This window comes from Streptomyces sp. NPDC002926 (assembly GCF_053591755.1).
Genome location: NZ_JBSFUK010000001.1, coordinates 562457 through 582171, shown reverse-complemented (window position 1 = coordinate 582171; position 19715 = coordinate 562457). Strand labels below are relative to the sequence as shown.

General features: G+C 71.2%; 17 protein-coding genes, 1 other RNA gene and 1 pseudogene. 9 read left to right on the top strand and 10 right to left on the bottom strand.

The genetic code is table 11. The annotated features are described in order from the left end of the window. Positions 1 to 148: 148 nt before the first annotated feature. Both ACWDZ6_RS02595 and ACWDZ6_RS02590 read right to left on the bottom strand, forming a co-directional pair. On the bottom strand, positions 149 to 901 hold the full coding sequence (locus tag ACWDZ6_RS02595) for a bifunctional DNA primase/polymerase (RefSeq protein ID WP_451501359.1): 753 nt from the start codon (positions 899 to 901) through the stop codon (positions 149 to 151). Between the two features lie 294 nt (positions 902 to 1195). Continuing rightward, entirely contained in the window at positions 1196 to 2230 is a 1035-nt protein-coding gene (locus ACWDZ6_RS02590) for a small ribosomal subunit Rsm22 family protein (RefSeq protein WP_451501358.1), read from the bottom strand. Positions 2231 to 2402: 172 nt separating this feature from the next. Here ACWDZ6_RS02590 and ACWDZ6_RS02585 point away from each other — a divergent pair, with 172 nt between their 5' ends. Further along, on the top strand, positions 2403 to 3731 hold the full coding sequence (locus ACWDZ6_RS02585) for a hypothetical protein (protein ID WP_451501357.1): 1329 nt from the start codon (positions 2403 to 2405) through the stop codon (positions 3729 to 3731). Between the two features lie 143 nt (positions 3732 to 3874). Here the strand turns inward: ACWDZ6_RS02585 and ACWDZ6_RS02580 are convergent, their stop codons facing one another. Continuing rightward, a complete protein-coding gene (locus tag ACWDZ6_RS02580) occupies positions 3875 to 5182 on the bottom strand; it encodes a multidrug effflux MFS transporter (RefSeq protein ID WP_451501356.1) in 1308 nt (435 codons plus the stop codon). An 87-nt stretch (positions 5183 to 5269) separates the two neighbouring features. Next, a complete protein-coding gene (locus ACWDZ6_RS02575) occupies positions 5270 to 6892 on the bottom strand; it encodes an alkaline phosphatase D family protein (RefSeq protein WP_451501355.1) in 1623 nt (540 codons plus the stop codon). A gap of 133 nt (positions 6893 to 7025) precedes the next feature. Here ACWDZ6_RS02575 and ACWDZ6_RS02570 point away from each other — a divergent pair, with 133 nt between their 5' ends. The 4 genes from ACWDZ6_RS02570 (at position 7026) to ACWDZ6_RS02555 (ending at position 11292) form a co-directional block, all read left to right on the top strand. Continuing rightward, positions 7026 to 7775, top strand: coding sequence for an SDR family oxidoreductase (locus tag ACWDZ6_RS02570; RefSeq protein WP_451501354.1), 750 nt, complete (start codon positions 7026 to 7028; stop codon positions 7773 to 7775). Positions 7776 to 7797: 22 nt separating this feature from the next. Further along, positions 7798 to 8691, top strand: coding sequence for a PhzF family phenazine biosynthesis protein (locus ACWDZ6_RS02565; RefSeq protein WP_451501353.1), 894 nt, complete (start codon positions 7798 to 7800; stop codon positions 8689 to 8691). Positions 8692 to 8831: 140 nt separating this feature from the next. After that, positions 8832 to 9167: a MazG-like family protein gene (locus ACWDZ6_RS02560; RefSeq protein WP_451501352.1), complete on the top strand. Its 336-nt coding sequence runs from the start codon at positions 8832 to 8834 to the stop codon at positions 9165 to 9167. 319 nt (positions 9168 to 9486) lie between these two features. Continuing rightward, positions 9487 to 11292, top strand: a complete 1806-nt coding sequence (locus ACWDZ6_RS02555) for an ABC transporter ATP-binding protein (protein WP_451501472.1) — start codon at positions 9487 to 9489, stop codon at positions 11290 to 11292. A gap of 94 nt (positions 11293 to 11386) precedes the next feature. Here ACWDZ6_RS02555 and ACWDZ6_RS02550 read toward each other — a convergent pair whose 3' ends face one another. Beyond that, complete coding sequence (locus ACWDZ6_RS02550) at positions 11387 to 12310, bottom strand: anti-sigma factor RsbA family regulatory protein (protein WP_451501351.1); 924 nt, start codon at positions 12308 to 12310, stop codon at positions 11387 to 11389. After that, complete coding sequence (locus ACWDZ6_RS02545; RefSeq protein WP_326649587.1) at positions 12307 to 12612, bottom strand: STAS domain-containing protein; 306 nt, start codon at positions 12610 to 12612, stop codon at positions 12307 to 12309. Before ACWDZ6_RS02545 ends, ACWDZ6_RS02550 begins: the two co-directional genes overlap by 4 nt. 269 nt (positions 12613 to 12881) lie before the next feature. On the opposite strand from ACWDZ6_RS02545, the gene ACWDZ6_RS02540 reads away from it, so the two are divergent. Continuing rightward, positions 12882 to 13778, top strand: coding sequence for a SigB/SigF/SigG family RNA polymerase sigma factor (locus ACWDZ6_RS02540; protein ID WP_451501350.1), 897 nt, complete (start codon positions 12882 to 12884; stop codon positions 13776 to 13778). 204 nt (positions 13779 to 13982) lie between these two features. On the opposite strand, the gene ACWDZ6_RS02535 is transcribed toward ACWDZ6_RS02540, so the two are convergent. Continuing rightward, positions 13983 to 14780, bottom strand: coding sequence for a hypothetical protein (locus tag ACWDZ6_RS02535; RefSeq protein WP_451501349.1), 798 nt, complete (start codon positions 14778 to 14780; stop codon positions 13983 to 13985). A 372-nt stretch (positions 14781 to 15152) separates the two neighbouring features. On the opposite strand from ACWDZ6_RS02535, the pseudogene ACWDZ6_RS02530 reads away from it, so the two are divergent. Further along, a pseudogene (locus ACWDZ6_RS02530) lies at positions 15153 to 15395 on the top strand (RNA polymerase subunit sigma-24); the annotation flags it as partial. A gap of 44 nt (positions 15396 to 15439) precedes the next feature. On the opposite strand, the gene rnpB reads toward ACWDZ6_RS02530, so the two are convergent. The 3 genes from rnpB to ACWDZ6_RS02515 all read right to left on the bottom strand — a co-directional run bounded on the left by rnpB (position 15440) and on the right by ACWDZ6_RS02515 (position 18065). Beyond that, an RNA gene (gene rnpB / locus ACWDZ6_RS02525) (RNase P RNA component class A) lies at positions 15440 to 15844 on the bottom strand. 18 nt (positions 15845 to 15862) lie between these two features. After that, positions 15863 to 16390, bottom strand: a complete 528-nt coding sequence (locus ACWDZ6_RS02520) for a TetR/AcrR family transcriptional regulator (RefSeq protein WP_451501348.1) — start codon at positions 16388 to 16390, stop codon at positions 15863 to 15865. A 235-nt stretch (positions 16391 to 16625) separates the two neighbouring features. Continuing rightward, positions 16626 to 18065 (bottom strand): RNB domain-containing ribonuclease, encoded by a 1440-nt coding sequence (locus tag ACWDZ6_RS02515; protein WP_451501347.1) that lies wholly within the window; start codon positions 18063 to 18065, stop codon positions 16626 to 16628. Between the two features lie 101 nt (positions 18066 to 18166). Here ACWDZ6_RS02515 and yaaA point away from each other — a divergent pair, with 101 nt between their 5' ends. Together yaaA and eda are read left to right on the top strand one after the other, a co-directional pair. After that, a complete protein-coding gene (gene yaaA, locus ACWDZ6_RS02510) occupies positions 18167 to 18967 on the top strand; it encodes a peroxide stress protein YaaA (RefSeq protein WP_451501346.1) in 801 nt (266 codons plus the stop codon). Between the two features lie 75 nt (positions 18968 to 19042). Continuing rightward, a complete protein-coding gene (gene eda / locus ACWDZ6_RS02505) occupies positions 19043 to 19705 on the top strand; it encodes a bifunctional 4-hydroxy-2-oxoglutarate aldolase/2-dehydro-3-deoxy-phosphogluconate aldolase (RefSeq protein ID WP_451501345.1) in 663 nt (220 codons plus the stop codon). The last annotated feature ends 10 nt before the right edge of the window (positions 19706 to 19715 follow it).

Genomic DNA, 19715 nt, shown 5'->3' with positions numbered 1-19715 from the left:
GTACGGGAGCGCGGCCGTACGGGAATCCCGTGGCCCTGTCGAGTCCCGTAGTGGCGGTACGCGCCAATCGGCGGTGCCCGTACGGGAATCGGCGCATCCCGCAGGCCGGCCGGGTCGGCGGCCGAGCGGCCGGCCCGGGCCGCCCCGGTCAGCGGCCGAGCGGCCAGGCCACCTCGTGCTGGTCCAGTTGTTCGTTCTCGCCCGCGTACCGCGCGCACGCGTCGGTCAGCGTCTCCAGCAGCGTCAGCGGATCGGGCAGCGGATGCTCCGGCCCTCGCAGCCAGGTCACCTCAAGATCGCCCGGGAGCCGCGCCGGCGGTACGAGGACGTAGCTGCCGCGGCAGTGCCAGCGCAGCCCGGGGTGCTCGTCCATCGTCTCGGGATGGCAGTCCAGCTCGCAGGGCCACCACTCGTCCTCGTCCTCGGGGGTGCCGCGGGTGGCGGTGAAGAACAGCATCCGGTCGTCGCCGGACTCGGCCACCGGGCCGACGTCGATGTTCAGCTCGAGCAGCCGCGCAAGAGCGCTGCGGCCGGCTTCCATCGGAACGTCGAGCACGTCGTGGACCATGCCGGTCGCGGTGATGAAGTTGGCCTCCGGCTGGCCCAGGGCCCAGCGCCCGATCTGGCCGGGGTCGGTCGTGGACTGCGTCTGCCAGGCGAAGGAGACCGGGTGCCTGCCCGGGGTGGGACAGCCGATGCGCTCACAGGAACACCGGTAGGCGACGGGATACGCGGCGGGTGCGAGCGGCAGTCCCGCGGCAGCGGCGGCCAGCAGAAGGGTCTCGCGGCGGGAGTCCTCGGCGTCGGTGTTCTTCGGGCGCCGGCGCAGCCACTGGGGCAGCCTGCGCTCCCGGGGGAGCCTGTTCTCCGTGCCGCGGTAGCGGCCGATACCGTCGCCCATCTATCTCCTCACACCTCACGCTCGCCACCGGCGGACTCCGCCATCGTCCCACCATCCTGCTCCCCGGGTGGACACAGTTCCCAACCGGGGTAGCGGTCGGTACCTTCCCGTGTCCGCCGCGGGCGGAATGCCGCCGGGAGGACGGCGGTGCCGGAGGCCACCGGCCGCGAATCGTCTGCTGGGAAGATGAACCACCGATCGGTTCACGCGCGCGGGCTCCGCGGGCGCCTTGGGCCCACGCAGACCGCGTGCCTGTTGCCGTTGGCGACGGCGGCCGAGCGCTGCTCCCGGGCGCTAGGCGTCCGACGCGCCGTGGGTGCTGTGGGGCGGCGGCCATTCGTCGCCCCATGCCACATCGCGCGCCGCGCGGTACAGCGTTCCCTGGCGCTTGGTGACCGTCTCACGGCGCAGCTCCTCCGCATCGGTGCACAGGTCCAGCAGGACCAGGCCCTTGCGGATCTGGGGCTTGCGGGTGACGCGTGCGGCCACCGGTACGGCCGGGAAGCGCACCGCCGCGACATAGCTGAACTTCTCGTCCTCGTACGGCAGTGAGCCGCCCTTCACCTGGCGGTGCAGCGAGGAGCGGCTGACCCGCGCGGCGAAATGGCACCAGTCCGAGCCGCCCGCCTCATTGAGCGCGGTGATCGGGCAGGCGGCACTGTGCGGGCAGGGCGCGGCGATCTCGAGGCCGGCCTCGATCAGCCGGTCGCGGGCGTCGATGATCCGGGCGTAGCCGTCCGGGGTACCCGGCTCGACGATCACGACCGCCTGGGCCGCGCGGGCGGCCTCGGTGACGACGGCGGCCCGGTCCTCGGCGGTGAGCTCCTTGAGCACGTACGAGACCGTGACGAGATCAGTGCTCTCGATACGCAGCGCCGCGCTGATCCGCGCGCGCCGCCACTCGGCCGCGCTCAGCGCGGGCACGTTGGACGCGACGGCCAGCTCGCGGCCCAGCTCGAGAGCCGGCTCGGCCCAGTCGAGGACGGTGGTGCGCGGACCGTCCTCCTCCCAGGCCTCGGCGACGGCCCAGCTCGCCGCTCCCGTCCCACCGCCGATATCGGTGTGCGTGGCCGGTGACCAGTCGGGTGCCGCGGCGCGGAGAGCGGCGAGCGCGGAGCGTACGGCCTCGAAGGTCGCGGGCATCCGGTACGCGGCGTACGCGGCGACGTCGGAACGGTCGCGGAGCACAGGAGCGTCGGTCGGGGTGGTCCCCCGGTAGTTGACGATCAGCCGCTCGACGGCCTGCGCCGCCTGCGTGGGCGGCAGCCCGTCCAGTAGCCCGGCGAGGGCGCTGCGCAGGGCTTCCGCGGTGGGGAGGGTGTCGTTCACCGAGAGATTCTAGGCATGCCTGCCGTGCCGGTGCCCCTCCCGCCGTCGTCCCCGGCGGCACGGAGCCGGGACGGAACAGGGACAGAATCGAACTGCTGGGGGCACAAGGGCAGTTGCTACCCTGACGACCGTCGCCGCACACGCTACGTGCCGCACCGCTCACGGGGGGACCATGAGACAGAGGGTCGTTCGCGTGACCCTGGTGGCCGGGCTGATCGTCCTGGCGCTGCTGATCCTGCTGAACATGTGCGGCGGCGGCGAGGGTGCGGGCTCGGGCAAGGCCGCCGGCGACAAGCCCGGCAAGCACGTACGGCACAGCGCCGGCCCGCTGACCCGGCTCACCGTCCCCTCCGCGTACGACACCCGGCAGGGCTGGGAGATCTCCAACGTCTCGCCCGAGTACGCCATCGCGCAGGGCAGCGGCCGTATCGCCTATCTGGAGCGGGTCGAGAAGTCCCGGTTCCGGCTGCGCACTCTCGACGCCGCGACCGGCAGGCCGGGGTGGACCGGGCCGCCCTGGCATCCGCCGGCCTCCGCGGACCAGTTCCCCCGGCTGCTCTCCGTCGCCAAGGACGGCCGGGAGTACTTCGTGACCTGGTCCTTCGGTACGGCGGGCGAGGACGCGCTGAACACGGCCGGCACCTTTGTCGCGCTCGATCTGTACGACGTGGCGGACGGCGCCCGGCAGCGGGTCGAGATCCCGTGGCCCGCCGCGCCGACCGTCTCCGGCACCGGCCCCGGGATCCTCATCTCCGACGGAGGCACCACCAGCGCGGTCGTCGACCCGGTCTCCGGCGAGGTGACCCGGGTCCCGCGGAACACGCTCGGCTACCCCAAGGGCTGTACGGGCTGCCGCCGGCTGACCGAGGCGCGCGGAGTGACCCCGAAGGGGCTGCTGCTGAGCGGGGACCCCGGTTTCTGGGTCCGCGGCGGCTGGTCCAGCCGGAGCGTGGCCCCGGCCCGCACCGATCCCGCCTCCGGGGTACCGACCTCGGTGGCCCCCGGGTATGTACTGGCCAAGTGGCAGCCGGCGAAGGGCAGCAAGGACGCGGGCACGTACGACATCTGGGCGGTGCATGAGGTGACGGCAGGGAAACCGCTGGTCCAGGTGCGGTGCCACAAGCCGGCGATCGAGCCGGGCGAGTACCCGCGGGCGATGCTCTCGCCGGACGGCGGCTACCTCGTCGCCGGGAATCTCGCGTTCGGTCTGGAGCAGCGCAAGGCGTACTGCTTCGAGGAGTCGGACGGCTCCAAGCCGCTGACCCTGACCACCGTGACCGACTCGGGCATGGCGTACGGCGCGACGAGCGCGCGCAGCCCGGCGGACGCGCTGGCCGGCGGCGGTGCGCCGATCGAGCTGGACCTGGCCACCGCGGTGCCCAGGGCACTCTCGCCCAATGTCCGGCTGCCGGGTGCGGAGACCGCGGGCGTCGGCGTCTTCAGCTGGACGGACACGAAGGACCGGCTGCATCTGATCGGGTACCCGCGCCGCGAGGGCTGACCCCGGACGGCGAGCGGTGACGCCGGGCTGCGAAGGCTGACCCCCGAGCAGTGACGTCGGCTGCGAAGGCTGACCCCCCGGACTGCGCCGGACGGCCCGCCCGGACGTCTCCGCCCGGACGTTCCCCGCTCGGACGCCCCCGGTCAGACGGCCTCGGCGCGCCGCTGCCACGGTCGGCACAGGACCAGGAAGCAGCCCAGCGCGCCCAGCGCGGAAGCCAGTTGGACCACGGCCATCGGCACCGCCGTCGCCTCGCCCGCGATCCCGACGAGCGGGGACGCGACGGCGCCGATCAGGAAGGCCGCCGTGCCGATCAGCGCGGACGCGGAGCCCGCGGCGTGCGGGGTACGCATCAGGGCCAGGGCGTTGGTGTTGGGCATCGCCAGACCCATCGCCGACATCAGTACGAAGAGTCCGGCCGCGACCGGGAGCAGGCCCACCTTTCCGAAGACTCCCGATGTCATCAGCAGCAGAGCGCTGGCGGCCAGTGTGATCACGGTCAGGCCGAAGCCGAGCGCCTTGTCCAGGCTGACCCGGCCCACCAGTACCTTGCCGTTGATCTGGCCCACGGCGATCAGACCTACGGAGTTGACGCCGAAGAGCAGGCTGAAGGTCTGCGGGGACGCGCCGTAGATCTCCTGCACCACGAACGGCGAGGCGGAGATGTACGCGAAGAGCGCGGCGAAGGCGAGGCCGCCGGTGAGCATGTAGCCGGTGAAGACCCGGTCGGCGAGCAGTCCGCGCATGGTGCGCAGGGCCTGGCCGACGCCGCCGCTGTGCCGCTTCTCCCGCGGCAGGGTCTCGTGCAGCCACTTCAGCACGACGAGGGTGAGCAGAATGCCGATGGCGGTGAGGACGACGAAGATGCCGCGCCAGTCGGTGATCCGCAGCACCTGGCCGCCGATCAGCGGCGCGATGATCGGTGCGACACCGGAGATCAGCATCAGGGTGGAGAAGAACCGGGCCATCTCCACGCCGTCGTAGAGATCGCGCACCACGGCCCGCGCGATGACGATGCCGGCCGCGCCCGCCAGTCCCTGCAGCAGCCGGAAGCCGGTCAGCAGCTCGGCGGTCGGCGCCAGTGCGCAGATCGCGGTGGCGACGACGTACACGACCATGCCGATGAGCAGCGGGCGGCGGCGCCCCCACCTGTCGCTCATCGGGCCGACCACGAGCTGGCCGAACGCCATGCCCGCAAGGCAGGCGGTGAGCGTGAGCTGGATTGTCGCGGCGGGGGCGCGCAGCGAATCGGTGACGGCGGGCAGCGCCGGAAGGTACATGTCCATGGAGAGCGGCGGCAGCGCGGTGAGACCGCCGAGGACGAGGGTGACCAGGAGGCCGGCGCGGCGGGCCGCGGCGACGGGGCCGGCCGCCGGTACGGGTGCTGTCGGTGTGGGCGCCGGGTCGGCCGAGGGTATGTGTCCTTGTGTGCTCTGGCCGCTCTCCGCCATCAACAGCTCCTGTTCCTGGTATCCGCACCCATGCTCTCAGCTCATCCGGACTGGTCGAGACCTTTTTGAGGGCGGGACCGGGATGAGCTAGACCGGCTTGAGCCCGGGGTCGCCGGCCTCCGTCACGAAGGACGCGGCCGTGGTGACGGGCGCGCCCGGTGTGGTGACGGCGGCGACGGTCCGGAAATCGGCGCGCGCCCGCTGCTCCCCGAGGGTGACGGTCACATAGCCGCGACGGCCGTTGTAGAACTTCATGTGCGGGTTGGCCCTGGTGAGGTTGTCCCAGTTCGCGGGCTTCTCGGAGCCGTTCTTTCCGCTGCTGACGGAGGTGGCGACGATCTCGGTGCCGACGGTGCGGGAGGCGGGGTCGTTGAAGTCCTTCTTCAGATCGAGGCCGTATCCGACGTGCACATCGCCGGTGAGGACCATCAGGTTCTCGATACCGGCCGCCTGCGCGCCGGCCAGGACGCGGTCGCGGGAGGCCGGGTAGCCGTCCCAGGAGTCCATGCTCAACTTGAAGGTGCCGGTGGGGACATCGCGCCGTTGCGCGAAGGTGACCTGCTGCGGCACGACGTTCCAGCGTGCTTGCGAGGCCTTCCACCCGTCGAGCAGCCAGCGCTCCTGCTCGCCGCCGGTGAGGGTGCGCGCCGGGTCCTCGGACTCCGGTCCCGGCACCTGCCAGCCGTCGCCGTACGCCTGGTCGGAGCGGTACTGACGGGTGTCGAGGATGTCGAACTGCGCGAGCCGCCCGAAGTGCAGCCGTCGGTAGAGCCGCATATCGGGTCCTGCGGGCTGCTGCGGCTTGCGCAGCGGCTGGTTCTCCCAGTACGCGCGGTAGGCGGCGGCCCTGCGCAGCAGGAACTCCTCCGGCGGGACGTCGTTCTCCGGGGTGTCGTCGGCGTAGTTGTTCTCGGTCTCGTGGTCGTCCCAGGTGACGACGAAGGGGTGTGCGGCGTGCGCGGCCTTCAGATCGGGGTCGGACTTGTACAGGCCGTAGCGCAGCCGGTAGTCCTCGAGCGTGACGGTCTCGCGGTTGAAGTGCGCGGGCAGGCTCCGGTCGGTGTAGTTGCGGGCGCCGCCGACCGCGTTGACGGCGTATTCGTAGAGGTAGTCGCCGAGGTGGAAGACGGCGTCGAGCTCCTCTTCGGCGAGGTGCTTGTACGCGGTGAAGTAACCGTCGTGGTACGCCTGGCAGGAGACGGCGGCGAGCTTCAGCTCATTGATCCGCGCGGACCGGGCCGGAGCGGTCCTGGTCCGTCCGGTCGGGCTGATCCAGTTCCCGGCGCGGAAGCGGTAGTAGTAGGGCCGGTCGTTGTCGAGGCCGGTGACGTCGACGTGGACGCTGTGGTGGAACTCCGGGTGGGCGGTGACGGACCCCCGCCGGGCGATACGGGTGAAGCGGGAGTCGTGGGCCAGCTCCCAGCGCAGCGGCACCTTGGCGCGCGGCAGTCCGCTGTCGGGCTCGTACGGGCGGGGCGCGAGGCGGGTCCACAGCAGTACGGCACCGGGCCTCGGGTCTCCGGAGCCGACGCCGAGGGTGAAGGGGTCCTCGGTGATCTTCTTGGCGTCGAGCTCGGCGGCGTGGGCGGTACCGGGCAGATTGACGGCGAAGGCGAGCGCCGCTGCGGCGCCGGTGACGGTGAGAAACCTGCGGCGGCCGATGTGCCCGGCGGCAGCCCTGAGCTCGGGTGCGTGCGATGCGGACCTCATGTGCCCCTCCCCTGACGGTGGTTGTCCTTCCGCATTGGAGTAGGGGCCGACGACTCTGTGTTGTCGAGTACACAACATCCGCATGACGGTCGGATGAGTTCCGCGTACAGGTGGACGACTACGCTGCGCGTCCATGAACGCTGTAGCGAGGATCGCGGTGGTGACGGGAGCCGGTTCGGGCATCGGCCGCAGCGTGGCGGTGGCGCTGGCGGGCGCGGGCTGGTCGGTGGTCGCGGCGGGCCGGCGGGCCGAGGCCCTGGAGGAAACGGCGTCTCTGGCGGGCGGGGATGTTCTGTGCGTCCCCGCTGATGTGACGTCACCGGCAGATGTCACCACGCTGTTCGCCGCGGTACGCGAACACCACGGCCGACTTGACCTGCTGTTCAACAACGCGGGCACGTCCGGCCCCTCCGTCCCGTTCGAGGACCTGACGTACGAGGCCTGGCGCACGGTGGTGGACGTGAACCTGACGGGCGCCTTCCTGTGCGCGCAGGCGGCATTCCGGGCGATGAAGGAGCAGTCCCCGCAGGGCGGCCGGATCATCAACAACGGCTCGGTCTCGGCGCATGTGCCGCGGCCGAACTCGGCGCCGTACACCTCGACGAAGCACGCGATGACGGGCCTGACGAAGTCGCTGTCGCTGGACGGGAGGGCGTACTCGATCGCGTGCGGCCAGATCGACATCGGCAATGCCGCGACCGAGATGACGCAGCGGATGCAGACGGGGATCCTGCAGGCCAACGGGGACGTGGTGGTGGAGCCGGTGATGGACGCGGCGGATGTGGCGCGGACGGTGCTCCATATGGCGGAGCTGCCGCCGGCGGCGAATGTGCAGTTCGCGACGGTGATGGCGACCGCCATGCCGTACATCGGCCGGGGCTGAGCTCCCTTTCCGAACGGCGCGGATGTCGCTTAGGGTTCCTTCCGTGATCACGACTGCCGATGTGCTGCGCTACACCGCTTTCTCGTCCGACCCCGAAGGGGGCAACCCCGCGGGGGTCGTCCTGGACGCGTCCGGGCTCGACGACGCGGCAATGCTCGCCGTCGCGGCCGAGGTCGGCTACAGCGAGTCCGCGTTCCTGACGGCACCGCCCGAGGGCTTCGACGCCTCTGGGCAGGCTTTCACCGTCCGGTACTTCAGCCCGAAGGCCGAGGTCCCGTTCTGCGGCCACGCCACGGTCGCGACGGCTGTCGCGCTGGCGGAGCGCACCGGCCCCGGCGACTTCGTCTTCGTCACCGCCGTGGGCCCGGTGCCTGTGACGGTCGCGTCCGTGGGCGGCGTGCTGATCGCGACGCTCACCAGCGTCGAGCCGCACATCGAGGCGACGGCCGGGGAGGATGTGCGGGAAGCACTCGCCGCTCTCGACTGGGCCGCCGAGGACCTGGATCCGGCGCTGCCGCCGCGTATCGCCTTCGCGGGCGCGCGCCATCTGGTCCTGGCGGCCGCGACCCGCGCCAGGCTCGCGGATCTTCAGTACGACTTCGCACGCCTCGAAGCGCTGATGCACCGCCTCGACCTGACGACGGTCCAGTTGGTGTGGCGTGAGTCCGACTCGGTGTTCCATGTCCGGGACCCGTTCCCGGTGGGCGGTGTGGTCGAGGATCCGGCGACGGGCGCGGCGGCGGCAGCCTTCGGTGCGTACGCGCGCGAACTCGGTCTCGTACCGGGCGAGTCGGAACTCACCCTGCACCAGGGCGTGGACATGGGCCGTCCCGGAGTGCTCACGGTGACGCTCCGCGAAGGCGATCCGCGGGTGCGGGTGAGCGGCTCCGGGGCCCGCATTGCCGAACTCGGCTGATTCCCCGCCGCTGAAGCCGCGCCGCCTGAGCCCCCGCCGCTGAAGCCGCGCCGCCTGAGCTCCGTCAGGCCGCCGCGGCAGCGGCCGCAGGGAGCGCCGCCCGCGCCCCGCGAGCTCCCCGCACATGACAGGCTGCGGGCATGAATCACACCCTGGACCCCATCTGGGACACGGTCGGCCGACTGCACGACTGGCTCGACGCGGAGAGCGATCTGCCGCCCCAACAGGAGACGCTGCTCAGGATGTTGAAGCTCTCGGAGGAGGTTGGCGAGGTCGCCCAGGCGATCATCGGCGCGACGGGCCAGAACCCGCGCAAGGGGACGACGCACAGCTGGCAGGACGTGCAGTCGGAGCTCTGCGACGTGATCGTCACGGCGATGGTGGCGTTGCGTACGCTCACGCCGGACGCGCCGGAGGTCTTCGGGGCGCATCTGCGCGGGGTCGCGGTGCGTTCGCTCGAGCGGCAACCGGACTGATCTGATCCGCCCCGTTCGCCGCCGCCTGTCTGCCCTGACCACTTTTCGCTGGTCTTCGGCGCTTTCGACACCGCGGCGGACCGGCAGCGGCAATGGTGGTTCCTGGAGTTCAACCCGTCAGGACAGTGGCGTGGCTGGAGAAGGGACCGAGTTGACCGCCGAGACCGCCGAGCCCCCTGAGACCAACAAATCCACCGGGACCGCCGAGACCCCTGAGACCCCTGAGACCGCCGGAGCCGCCGAGAACCCCGGCGAGGAGCTGCGGTACCGCTCCGCCACACTGGCCGCCTGCGAGGAACAGCCGGTCACCACGAAGGCGATGGCCAAGCGGCTGCCCCAGCTCGTACGCAAGGCACTGGCTCTCGCCTGGCGCGTCGACCGGCGCGCGGTCGTCACCCTCCTGGTCTGCCAGGCCCTTTCAGGCTTCATGGAGGCGTTCGGGCTGCTCGCGACGACGAGCACGATCACGGCTCTGATCGCCGGCGGCAACATGGGCGACAACCTTCTGGACGCTCTCCCCTCGATCTGCGTACTGGCCGGAGCGGCCGGGCTGCGAGCCGTGCTCGGGATCGCCGTCAACAACATCTCCAGCCGCCTCTCCCCCAGGATTTCGCGGGAGGCCGAGCTGCAGATGCTGACCGCGGCGGTCAACGCGGAACTGTCGGCGTACGACCATCCCGGCTTCAACGACAAGCGCGAGGCGGCCGACCGGGGCGCCGAGGTCGCCCAGGATCTCCTCACCGAATCCCAGGACGTCATGGCCTGCGTCGCCTCGCTCGTCGCGGCGGCCGGAGTGGTCACGGTCCTCCATCCGGTCCTGCTGCCGCTGCTGATGCTCGCCGCGGTCCCGCAGGGAATCGCGAGCGTGAAGGGCGCCCGCGTCCACTACCAGACCTCACGCGCCATGGCGGCGGAGCGCCGGACCCTGAGCCTGCTGCGCTGGTTCGTGGTCGACAAGGACACCGCCGACCAGCTTCGCTCCTGCACCATGGCGGAGTTCCTGCTGAGCCGCTACCGCGCCATCGGCAACCGGGTCGACTCCGCCACCGACAAGGCCGTGCACCAGGGCGCGCGCTACGCGATCGTCGGCGCGATGGCCGGAGGACTGGCCGCCGGGCTGGTGTGGGTGGCCCTTGCTCTTCTCCTGGCGTCGGGGCGGATGTCGGTCGCCTCGGCGGGCACGGCGGTCTTCGCCCTGAGTACGGTCGGCTCCTCGCTCCGCGGCGTCGTCGGCTACGGCACCCGCCTCTTCCGCACCGGGCTCTATCTCGACGACTGGGCCGAGTTCATCGAGGAGGCCGGCGGCCACCGTCTGAATCGTGGTGATCTCGCACCGCCGCCCCCGCGGACCGTCAGGGCCGAGGCCCTCACCTACCGCTACCCGGGCGCGGACCGCCCCGCGCTGGAGAAGGTCACTCTCGAGGTCCGCCGCGGCGAAGTCCTGGCCCTCGTCGGCGAGAACGGCTCCGGCAAGACCACCCTCAGCAAGCTCCTGACCGGCCTGTATCTCCCCACCGACGGCACCGTGACCTGGGACGGGAAGGACGTCACCGACTTCGATCCGCACGCCCTGTGGACTCAGACCGCGATCGTTCCGCAGGACTTCGCGCACTGGCCCATGTCGGCCAGGGACAACATCACGCTCGGCCAGCTCCACGAGGGAGACGAGGCGGTTCTGCGCGCCGCCGCGCGCTCCGGGGCCGCCGAGGTGGTGGACGGTCTGCGCAGCGGTCTGGACACGCTGCTCGCAAGGGAGTGGTTCGGCGGGGTGGAGCTGTCCGGCGGCCAGTGGCAGCGCATCGCCATCGCCCGCGCCTTCCACCGCCCGGCCGGTCTGCTCGTGATGGACGAACCCACCAGCGCACTCGACGCCCGCGCCGAGCACCGCATCTTCACGGGCCTCCGGGACATCGCCCGGGACAGGGCCGTCGTGCTCGTCACCCACCGGCTCGCCAATGTCGCCGTCGCGGACCACATCGTCGTCCTCGACCACGGCCGCGTCATCCAGCAGGGAACCTTCGGGGAACTGGTCGACTCCCCCGGGCTCTTCCAGGAACTGTGGGTCCTCCAGAACGACCGGGGCGTACCGGCCCCTCGCAGCGAGAAGACACCCGGGACACCGTGACCGGGCACCGAGGCTGCCGGCAGTTCGGGTCCCGCTCAGGCCGGTCGGGTCCCGCTCAGGCCGGTCGGGTCCCGCTCAGGCCGGTCCCGCCCGGTCAGGTCTCGAGATGGAAGCGGATCGCGGTGCCCTCCGGGCCTGTGTGGACGCGGACCAGATCGGTGAGGTAGTGAACCATCAGCAGGCCCCGGCCACCGAGCTGGTCACGCGTGGGCGGGCGACGGCCGGCCAGCGGGTCGCTCAGGAGTCCCGCGTCCCTCACTTCGCACAGGATCTGCCCATCCTCTCCCCAGACCCAGACGGTGCCTGAACCATGGCCGTGCACCACACTGTTGGTGGTCAGCTCGGCGACGGCCAGGGCGAAGTCCCCCAGACGCTCACCCGACAGACCCAGGTCCTTGGCCCGTTCGACCGCGAAGTCCCGGGCGTCGGGAAGGCGTTCGGCCTCGAAGGCGAACGCGGCGGCCCGCTGCGGCCGTGCCAGTGGCTGGTTGTAGGCGGCGACGGCACGGTCGGGGTCGTAAGTGCCGCTGGGCTTCGCACGTCCTCGGTCGACGACGACCGGATGGGTGGCGTAGGCGTCGGCGAGCACCGCGGCATCGAGTCCTGCGGCGTCGTACGGGCACACGATGGTGACTTCCCGGCCGCTGAACGCGGTGTTGATCAGTGCCTCGTGCTGGACACAGGCCGGGTACTCGGCCGGGGTGCGGCCGGGCCAGATCGGTTCACCGATGATCCGCACCCGCCGGGTGGGATAGGTATCGGCAAAGGCCCGCAGCACCCTGGGAATGATCCGCCCCGGGTTGCGCCCGGCCTCGCGCATGTCGATGAACCGCACGTCTCCGGCGCTTGCCCCCAATTCCGCGCGCAGCAGTTCGAGGTTGCTCTCGGGGGCCGCCACCGCCACCGGCTCGCCCGCGGCGAGACCGTTCTGGATGAACGGCACAGTTCCCGCCAGATACTCCTCGCTGCCCCGGTAGAACAGCGCCGGGTGGACGAATGGCTCAGCCGTGTGTGTCACTTCGTCACCTCGATCGCTGCCAAGTCGGGCCAGAACATGTCCAAAGCACGTCGCAGCGCGGGCGGCGGCCCCTCGAGGACCATGCGCCGTCCGGTGCCCAGGTGCTGGGCCGCGACCGCCACGGTGGACGTACCGGCGACGTCGATGAACGTCACCGCGGACAGATCGAGGTAAACGTCACCGCTTCCGCCGACCAAGCTGTCGAGCGCCCGCTCCCACGCTGTGCGCGTCGCCAGAGTCACCTCACCGGCGGCGTGCACTCCGGGGCGATCCTTCAGCGTGCAGATCTCCAGTTCGGCCACCCTGTGTGGCAACGGTACTGCCGACGAGCCCGCGCTGTCTGAGGCATCCACCCGCCCACCCCCACTGACCTCGGCACCCGGCGTCGTCCCGACGCCCCGCCGACCATACTCCCACCGCCGGTCGAGAGGACTGGCTGATACCCGGTGGCCAGGCGGCGAAAGAAAGGGGAGTGCGCCCCAAAAGACCACAAGGATCGACAGGCATACAAAGCATCCGCGCGGGAAGGCGCGGTTCGAGAAGAGTGCATGACGAGCGAAAGGGTGGGGACATGACAGCGACTTCTGCACAGACTGCCAACACGGTACTGGCGGAGGCCGCGGCGGCTTCTCCGGTCGGCGCACCGGCCGGAGTCGGTGAGCTGCCCTGGATCGAAGACGCGGGGAAGGTCGCTCCGAAGGACGCGAAAGCCCTCTCGAAGCTGTTCTTCGACCAGCTCCAGGTCCTCGAGGAGGGCACCCACGAGTACCAGTACGCCCGGAACACGCTGATCGAGATGAACCTGTCCCTGGTGCGGTTCGCCGCGAGGCGCTTCCGCAACCGAGGCAGCGGCGATATGGAAGACATCGTCCAGGTCGGCACCATCGGGCTCATCAAGGCGATCGACAGGTTCGAGCTGTCCCGCGAGGTCGAGTTCACCTCCTTCGCCATTCCCTACATCGTCGGCGAGATCAAGCGGTTCTTCCGCGACAGCACCTGGGCCGTGCACGTTCCCCGACGCCTGCAGGAACTGCGCGTGGAGATCGTCCGGGCGCAGGAGCAGCTCGCCGCCGGCCAGGACCGCGACGCGACGGTCAAGGAGCTGGCCGAGCATCTGAAGCTCAGCGAGGAAGAGGTCATCGAAGGCCTCGTCGCCTCCAACGGCTACACCGCGGGCTCCCTGGACACACCCAATGACCTCGGCGACGACGGCCAGGCCGGCAAGGCGCGCACGGTTGCCGACGTGATGGGCGAGCCGGACCCCGCGATGGAAACGATCGAGGACCTGCACACGCTGGCCCCGCTCCTGGAGCAGCTCGACGACAGGGAGCGACGCATCATCGAGATGCGCTTCGGCCAGGAGATGACCCAGTCCCAGATCGGTGCCGAACTCGGCGTCTCCCAGATGCACGTATCCCGGCTCCTGACGCGCACGCTCACCAGGCTTCGCACCGGAATGTTCGCCTGACCGTCGAGCGGCCACCACACGGTCGGTCACCGTACGAGGTGGTGTGGCGGACGAGTCCGGCTGTACGCCGGGGTCGTCCGCCACACCCTTTTGACCTGCGCTTATGCGAGTCGGAACGACTGTGAGCTGCGAGGACGGGTTTCAGAGGCGATCGGAGCCCAACGAGGCCGCCCGGCCCTGGCCGCGGGCGGTGCGTCCTACGGCTCAACCCGGTGTGCCATCCTCGGCCGGACCCGGTGCCGCCCCGCTTCCGAAGGCCTGGCCGGCCGCTTGCTCCGCGCGGACATCTTCGGCGACTTCGTATGCCCGCCCCGGATCGTAGACCGTAACCGCCCTGTCGGGGCTGTACATGGCGCCTGCCCGGGGGGTGTACGCGTAACCCCTGACGCCGTGCTGAGCGGCTATACCGTCGACCGCACTGGAGGGCACCTGCCACAGATCGGCTATGCGGGACGGCGTCCACCACTCGTCCGGGCACAGGAAACTTCGCTCGTTCTCTGTCTGGCTCTCCACCGCCACACCGGCCGGACCCAGTTGCTCGGCCAGCCGGTCGATCAGCCTCTGCGTGTCGACCCGGGACAGCGGCGAGAGCGTCGCGGGTTCGCACTCCACCGTCCCGCTGCGGGTGTGCAGCAGCACCTTGATCGACTTCCGTCGGCCCAGCCTCAGCCGCTCGAAGACGACAACTCGCTGCAGGTCAGCCATGGCCATGGTCGACGAACGCGCAAAGCGGGCGATCACAACCTGGGCCGGAATCCCCTCGGGGCGGAACTCGACCCACCGCACCATCGTGGATACCGCCGCACACATCCCGCCCACGATGAGCAGGGTCACGGCTACGCCCGTGAGTCCCAGGAGAATCCACAGGACGCCCCAGAAGAACGGGCTCCCCGAGAACAGGGCGGCCACCAGAGCAGCCAGCAGGAGTGGAGCGGCGATCATCGAGGGGCCCATGACGGCTCCGCCGAGGAGGACGGCCAACTCGCGGCTCCGGCTGGGCACGAACACCAGCCGCCAACCGGCTGCTGCCTTGGCCGGTGACCCAACTCCCGCCGGAAGTCCGGATTTTCGCATTTTCATGGCCCAAGAGTAGGTCCCGATAAAGGTACTCGTAAGACCACGGGGAACCGAGGGTCCGCCGGAACTGCGAGCTCCGGCAGGCGATCGACGGTAGCGCGCGGCGGCACTGCCGGCCCCGGCCGGCTCTGCAGCACCGCGTGGCGGGGAAGAAGTGGACGTTGGCCCAGGCGTCCTGTTCATTGACGCGCGACGGGGCCGGGCCGCCGTGTGCGGCTCTTCGGGCGGGGCGGTTGAGCCGGGGGACAGCTCGCTCAGCTTCAGTGCCGGTCGGACGGCAGGCCGTGGCGAACGGTCCTGGCCGCGCTGCGCACCGGCCAGTTGCAGGAACTGCTGGACGTCATGGCACGGGACCTGGTCCTGATCGCCGACGGCGGCGGGCTTGCGGCCGCCGCTCCGGTTCCGGTCCACGGGGCCGATCTCGTGGCGAGGACGCTCGCTCGCCCGGACCGGGTGGTGCCGGCCGTATGGCTCGACGGCGCGCCGGCGGGCCGGATCGAGATCGACGGCCGACTGGCCGCGGTGAGCCCCGTGGTGGAAAGCCGCTCCAAAAACGAGCCCTGACCTGCGGAAACAAAAAGCGGCAGACGAGTCGGGCTGTACGCCGGGTTCTGTCTCCCGGTCGCCTCGCGGCGGCCGGGGAGACGGCCATCCATCTAGGACCGGCGTTGCCACCGGTCTCGTGCGGTCTACCCGCGGACTCGGGCGGGCAGCCCTCGAACGTCCGCGCAGGGCCGCTTTTGAGGGCGGCCCCTCTTGACCTTGCTCCAGGTGGGGTTTACCTAGCCGCCTGAGTCACCTCAGGCGCTGGTGGTCTCTTACACCACCGTTTCACCCTTACCGGGGACCGAAGTCCCCGGCGGTCTGTTTTCTGTGGCACTGTCCCGCGGGTTACCCCGGGTGGGCGTTACCCACCACCTTGCCCTGTGGAGCCCGGACGTTCCTCGGGAAGATCCAGAAGATCTTCACGCGGCCGTCCGCCCGGCTCGTCTGCCGTGGCGCCCATGCTACCTGGCGCGTGTGCGGTCGAAGCCCGCAGAGCCGGTGACCCAGGCCGCCGCGAGGTCCGCGCCCGGCGGGAAACGGCCGTTCAGTTCGAGGATGGTCATGCCGTGCGCGAAGGCCCACGCCGCCCGGGCGGCGTCCGTGTCGCCGCCGACCGCGCGGAGGAGAGGGGCAACGGCACGGTCCTCCACGCCCGCGGGCAGGGCCTCGCGGGAGAGCGGGCGGTCGGTGGCGAGACGGTAGAGGTGCGGATGGGCCAGGGCGTAGGCGCGGTAGGCGGTGGCCAGAGCCTGGAAGGAGCCGGCGGCTGCGGCCTCGGCGGCCTCGAGGACCTCGGCGGTCTCGCGGAGGAATTCGGCGATCAGGGCCGTCTCGACCGAGGACTTGTCCGGGAAGTGCTTGTAGAGGGACGGTGCCTTGATGCCGACCCGCTCGGCGAGGCGGCGCATGGTGAGAGCTTCCGGGCCTTCCTGCTCGAGCAGTTCGCGGGCCGCGGTGACGATCTGCTGCGCACGGGTGGGGTCAGGCACGCTGGAAGCCTTCCTTTCAACGGAGTCCGTAGCCGAAGGCGCGATCGTACGAGATACGGGCCGACCAGCCGCACAGGCCCGCGACGACCGGTGGACCGGCGTCGTCCGACCAGTCCGGCCCATCCGGCCGGATGCGGTGCGGTACGGAAGCCGAGGGCGAGGAGCCCGCAGGCCGGCCGGACCGAGAGCGGGTCATCCGGGCGCAGCAAACGGTGCCGGCCACGGTTGTTCACCCTCACGCGAGCGCGAACAGCACCTTCGCCGCCCCGGGGTCGGCCTGCGTGAGGCGAGCCCGTACACGCTCCCCCAGCGGAAGCCCCTCGCCGCCGCCATCGATCCTGGCCACCACCGCCGGGTCCTCCAGCTGGACCGTCCCGACGGCCGGGTCGCGCTCCTTCACATCCACCACGAAGGCGTCGAAGATCTCGCCGACCCGCTCTCTCAGCAGCACAGCCTCGACGATGTCGACACACTCCCGCTCCACCGTGTTGGCGCGTCGGGAGCCCTCCGCCATCTCCTGCGGCAGCTTGTCCAGCGCGGCCGTCACCCACTCCGGCGGCGGTTTCCCGGCCACCGCAGCCACGCACAGCTCGCCCGCGTACCGGTCGACGAGCCGCCGCAGCGGCGCGGTGCAGTGCGTGTACTCGTCGGCCACGGCGGCGTGGACCGCGGGCGAGGGCAGTTCGCCTCCCGAGAAGGCGGCGTACCCCGCGCCGCGCAGCAGCGTCGTGCACTCCTGGAGGAAGGCGGCATGGCGGCCGTTGTGCGGGTCGAGGGAGCGGACGACTTCGGCGTACGAGACATGGTGCGGCCAGTCGATGCCCAGGGCCTTCGCGCAGCGGCGCAGCCTCGCCACCGCGCCGACCGGGGCATTGGGCAGGGTGCGCAGGATGCCGGTGCCCGACGCGGTCATGAGATCGGCCGCGGCCATGCCGGTGAGCAGGGAGATCTGGGCGTTCCAGGCGTCGGCCGGGAGCGGGGCGCGGTACTCGAGGAAGTACGCGCCGTCCTGCTCGACGACCTCCTGCTCCGGGACGTTCAGCGAGATGCCGCCGCGCTCACGCTCCAGCGCCTCGCGCAGCAGCCCGATGTCCTTGAGCAGCGCCGCCGGCTCCTCGGCGGTGCCGGCGTCGATCTGCCGCTGCACACCTTCGTAGTCGAGCCTGGCCCGGCTGCGTACGAGCGCGCGGCGCACCTCGGCCGTGACGGTACGGCCCTCGGTGTCGAGGTCGATCCGCCAGAGCAGCGCCGGCACGGTCTGGCCGGGCAGCAGACTGGCCGTGCCCTCGGAGAGCGGGGCCGGGTGCAACGGGACCTTCTCGTCCGGGAAGTAGAGGGTCTGCACCCGGCGGTGGGCCTCGATGTCGATCGCGCCGCCGGGGGTGACGAAGGCGGCGACGTCGGCGATCGCGTAATGCACCCGGAAGCCGCCGTCGCGGCGGGCGAGATGCATCGCCTGGTCGAGGTCGACGGAGGCCGGCGGATCGATGGTGAAGAACGGGATGTCGGTGGCGTCGTGGTCCGGCAGGCGCGGCGCCCTGACGGCGGACTCCGCCTCGGCAAGGACCTCGGCCGGGAAGCCGTCGGGCACGTCGAGCGTCGTACGCAGCTCACGCAGTGCGGCCCGCAGCGGAGCTTCGGCTGCGCCGGTCATGTGCATATGGCGGCGGGGCATGGACCGAGCGTATGGCGGGCGGGGACGGACGGCACCCCGGATGACCGTAGGCTGGCGCGGGGCCCGCACCCCCGCCCCCGTACGTACGAAGGAGACTTGCCGTGCTCGTGCTGTTGCCGCCGTCGGAGGGTAAGGCCGCTTCCGGGCGCGGGGCTCCGCTGAAGCCGGAGTCGCTGTCGCTGCCGGGTCTTGCCGGGGCGCGCGCCGCGGTGCTGGACGAACTGGTCGAACTGTGCGCCGCCGACGAGGAGAAGGCGCGGGAGGTGCTCGGGCTGAGCGAGGGCCTGCGCGGCGAGATCGCGAAGAACGTGGAGCTGCGGACCGCGGGGACCCGGCCGGCCGGGGAGATCTACACGGGCGTGCTGTACGACGCGCTCGGTCTGGCGACGCTGGAGCCCGACGCGCGGCGGCGGGCCCGGCAGTCGCTGCTGGTGTTCTCGGGGCTGTGGGGCGCGGTGCGGATGGGCGACCGGATTCCGTCGTACCGCTGCGCGATGGGCGTGAAGCTGCCGGGGCTCGGCGCGCTGGGGGCGTACTGGCGGGGGCAGATGGCCGCCGTGCTGCCCGAGGCGGCGGGCAACGGCCTGGTGCTGGATCTGCGCTCCTCGGCGTATGCGGCGGCATGGAAGCCGCGGGGCGAGGTGGCGGGGCGTACGGCGACGGTGCGGGTGCTGCACTCGCAGTTGGTGGACGGGGTCGAGAAGCGGTCGGTGGTCAGCCACTTCAACAAGGCCACGAAGGGCCGGCTGGTACGGGACCTGCTCACGGCGGGCGCGAAACCGAAGGGGCCCGGCGAGCTGCTGGAGGCGCTGCGGGATCTCGGGTACGTGGTGGAGGCGCAGGAGCCGGCCGGGGCGGGGCGGGCGTGGGCCCTGGACGTGGTGGTCTCCCAGATTCATTGATGCAGATTCATTAATGCGTTGCACTGTATGCAACGCTCGTTGCGTGGCCCGCAGTACGACCGGCAGGATGGGGCCATGCCCTCCGTGCTGGACCTCGCGCCTGTCGTTCCCGTCGTCGTCCTCGACGACATCGCCGATGCCGTACCACTCGCGCGGGCCCTGGTCGCGGGCGGTCTGCCGGCGATCGAGGTGACCCTGCGGACGCCTGCCGCGCTGGACGCGATCCGCGCGATCGCGGACGAGGTGCCGGACGCGGTGGTCGGCGCGGGCACGGTGATCTCGGCGGACGGCGTGGACGCGGCGGTCGCGGCCGGAGCGCGGTTCCTGGTCAGCCCCGGGTGGACGGAGCGGCTGCTGGACGCGATGAAGGCGTCGGGCGTGCCGTTCCTGCCCGGCGTCTCGACCACCTCGGAGGTCGTGGCGCTGCTGGAGCGTGGGGTGAGCGAGATGAAGTTCTTCCCGGCGGAGGCGGCCGGCGGCGCGCCGTATCTCAAGTCCCTTGCCGGGCCGCTTCCGCAGGCGCGCTTCTGCCCGACGGGCGGGATTTCGCTCGCTTCGGCACCCTCGTATCTTGCGCTGCGGAACGTGGGATGTGTGGGCGGTACGTGGATGCTGCCCACCGACGCGATCGGCGCCAAGGACTGGGCACGGGTCGAGAGGCTGGCGGCCGGCGCGGCCGCGCTGCGCGGCCGGGTTCAGCCGAAGTCCACATCGACGAAGTCGGCCACCGGCCGGTAACCGAGGCGCT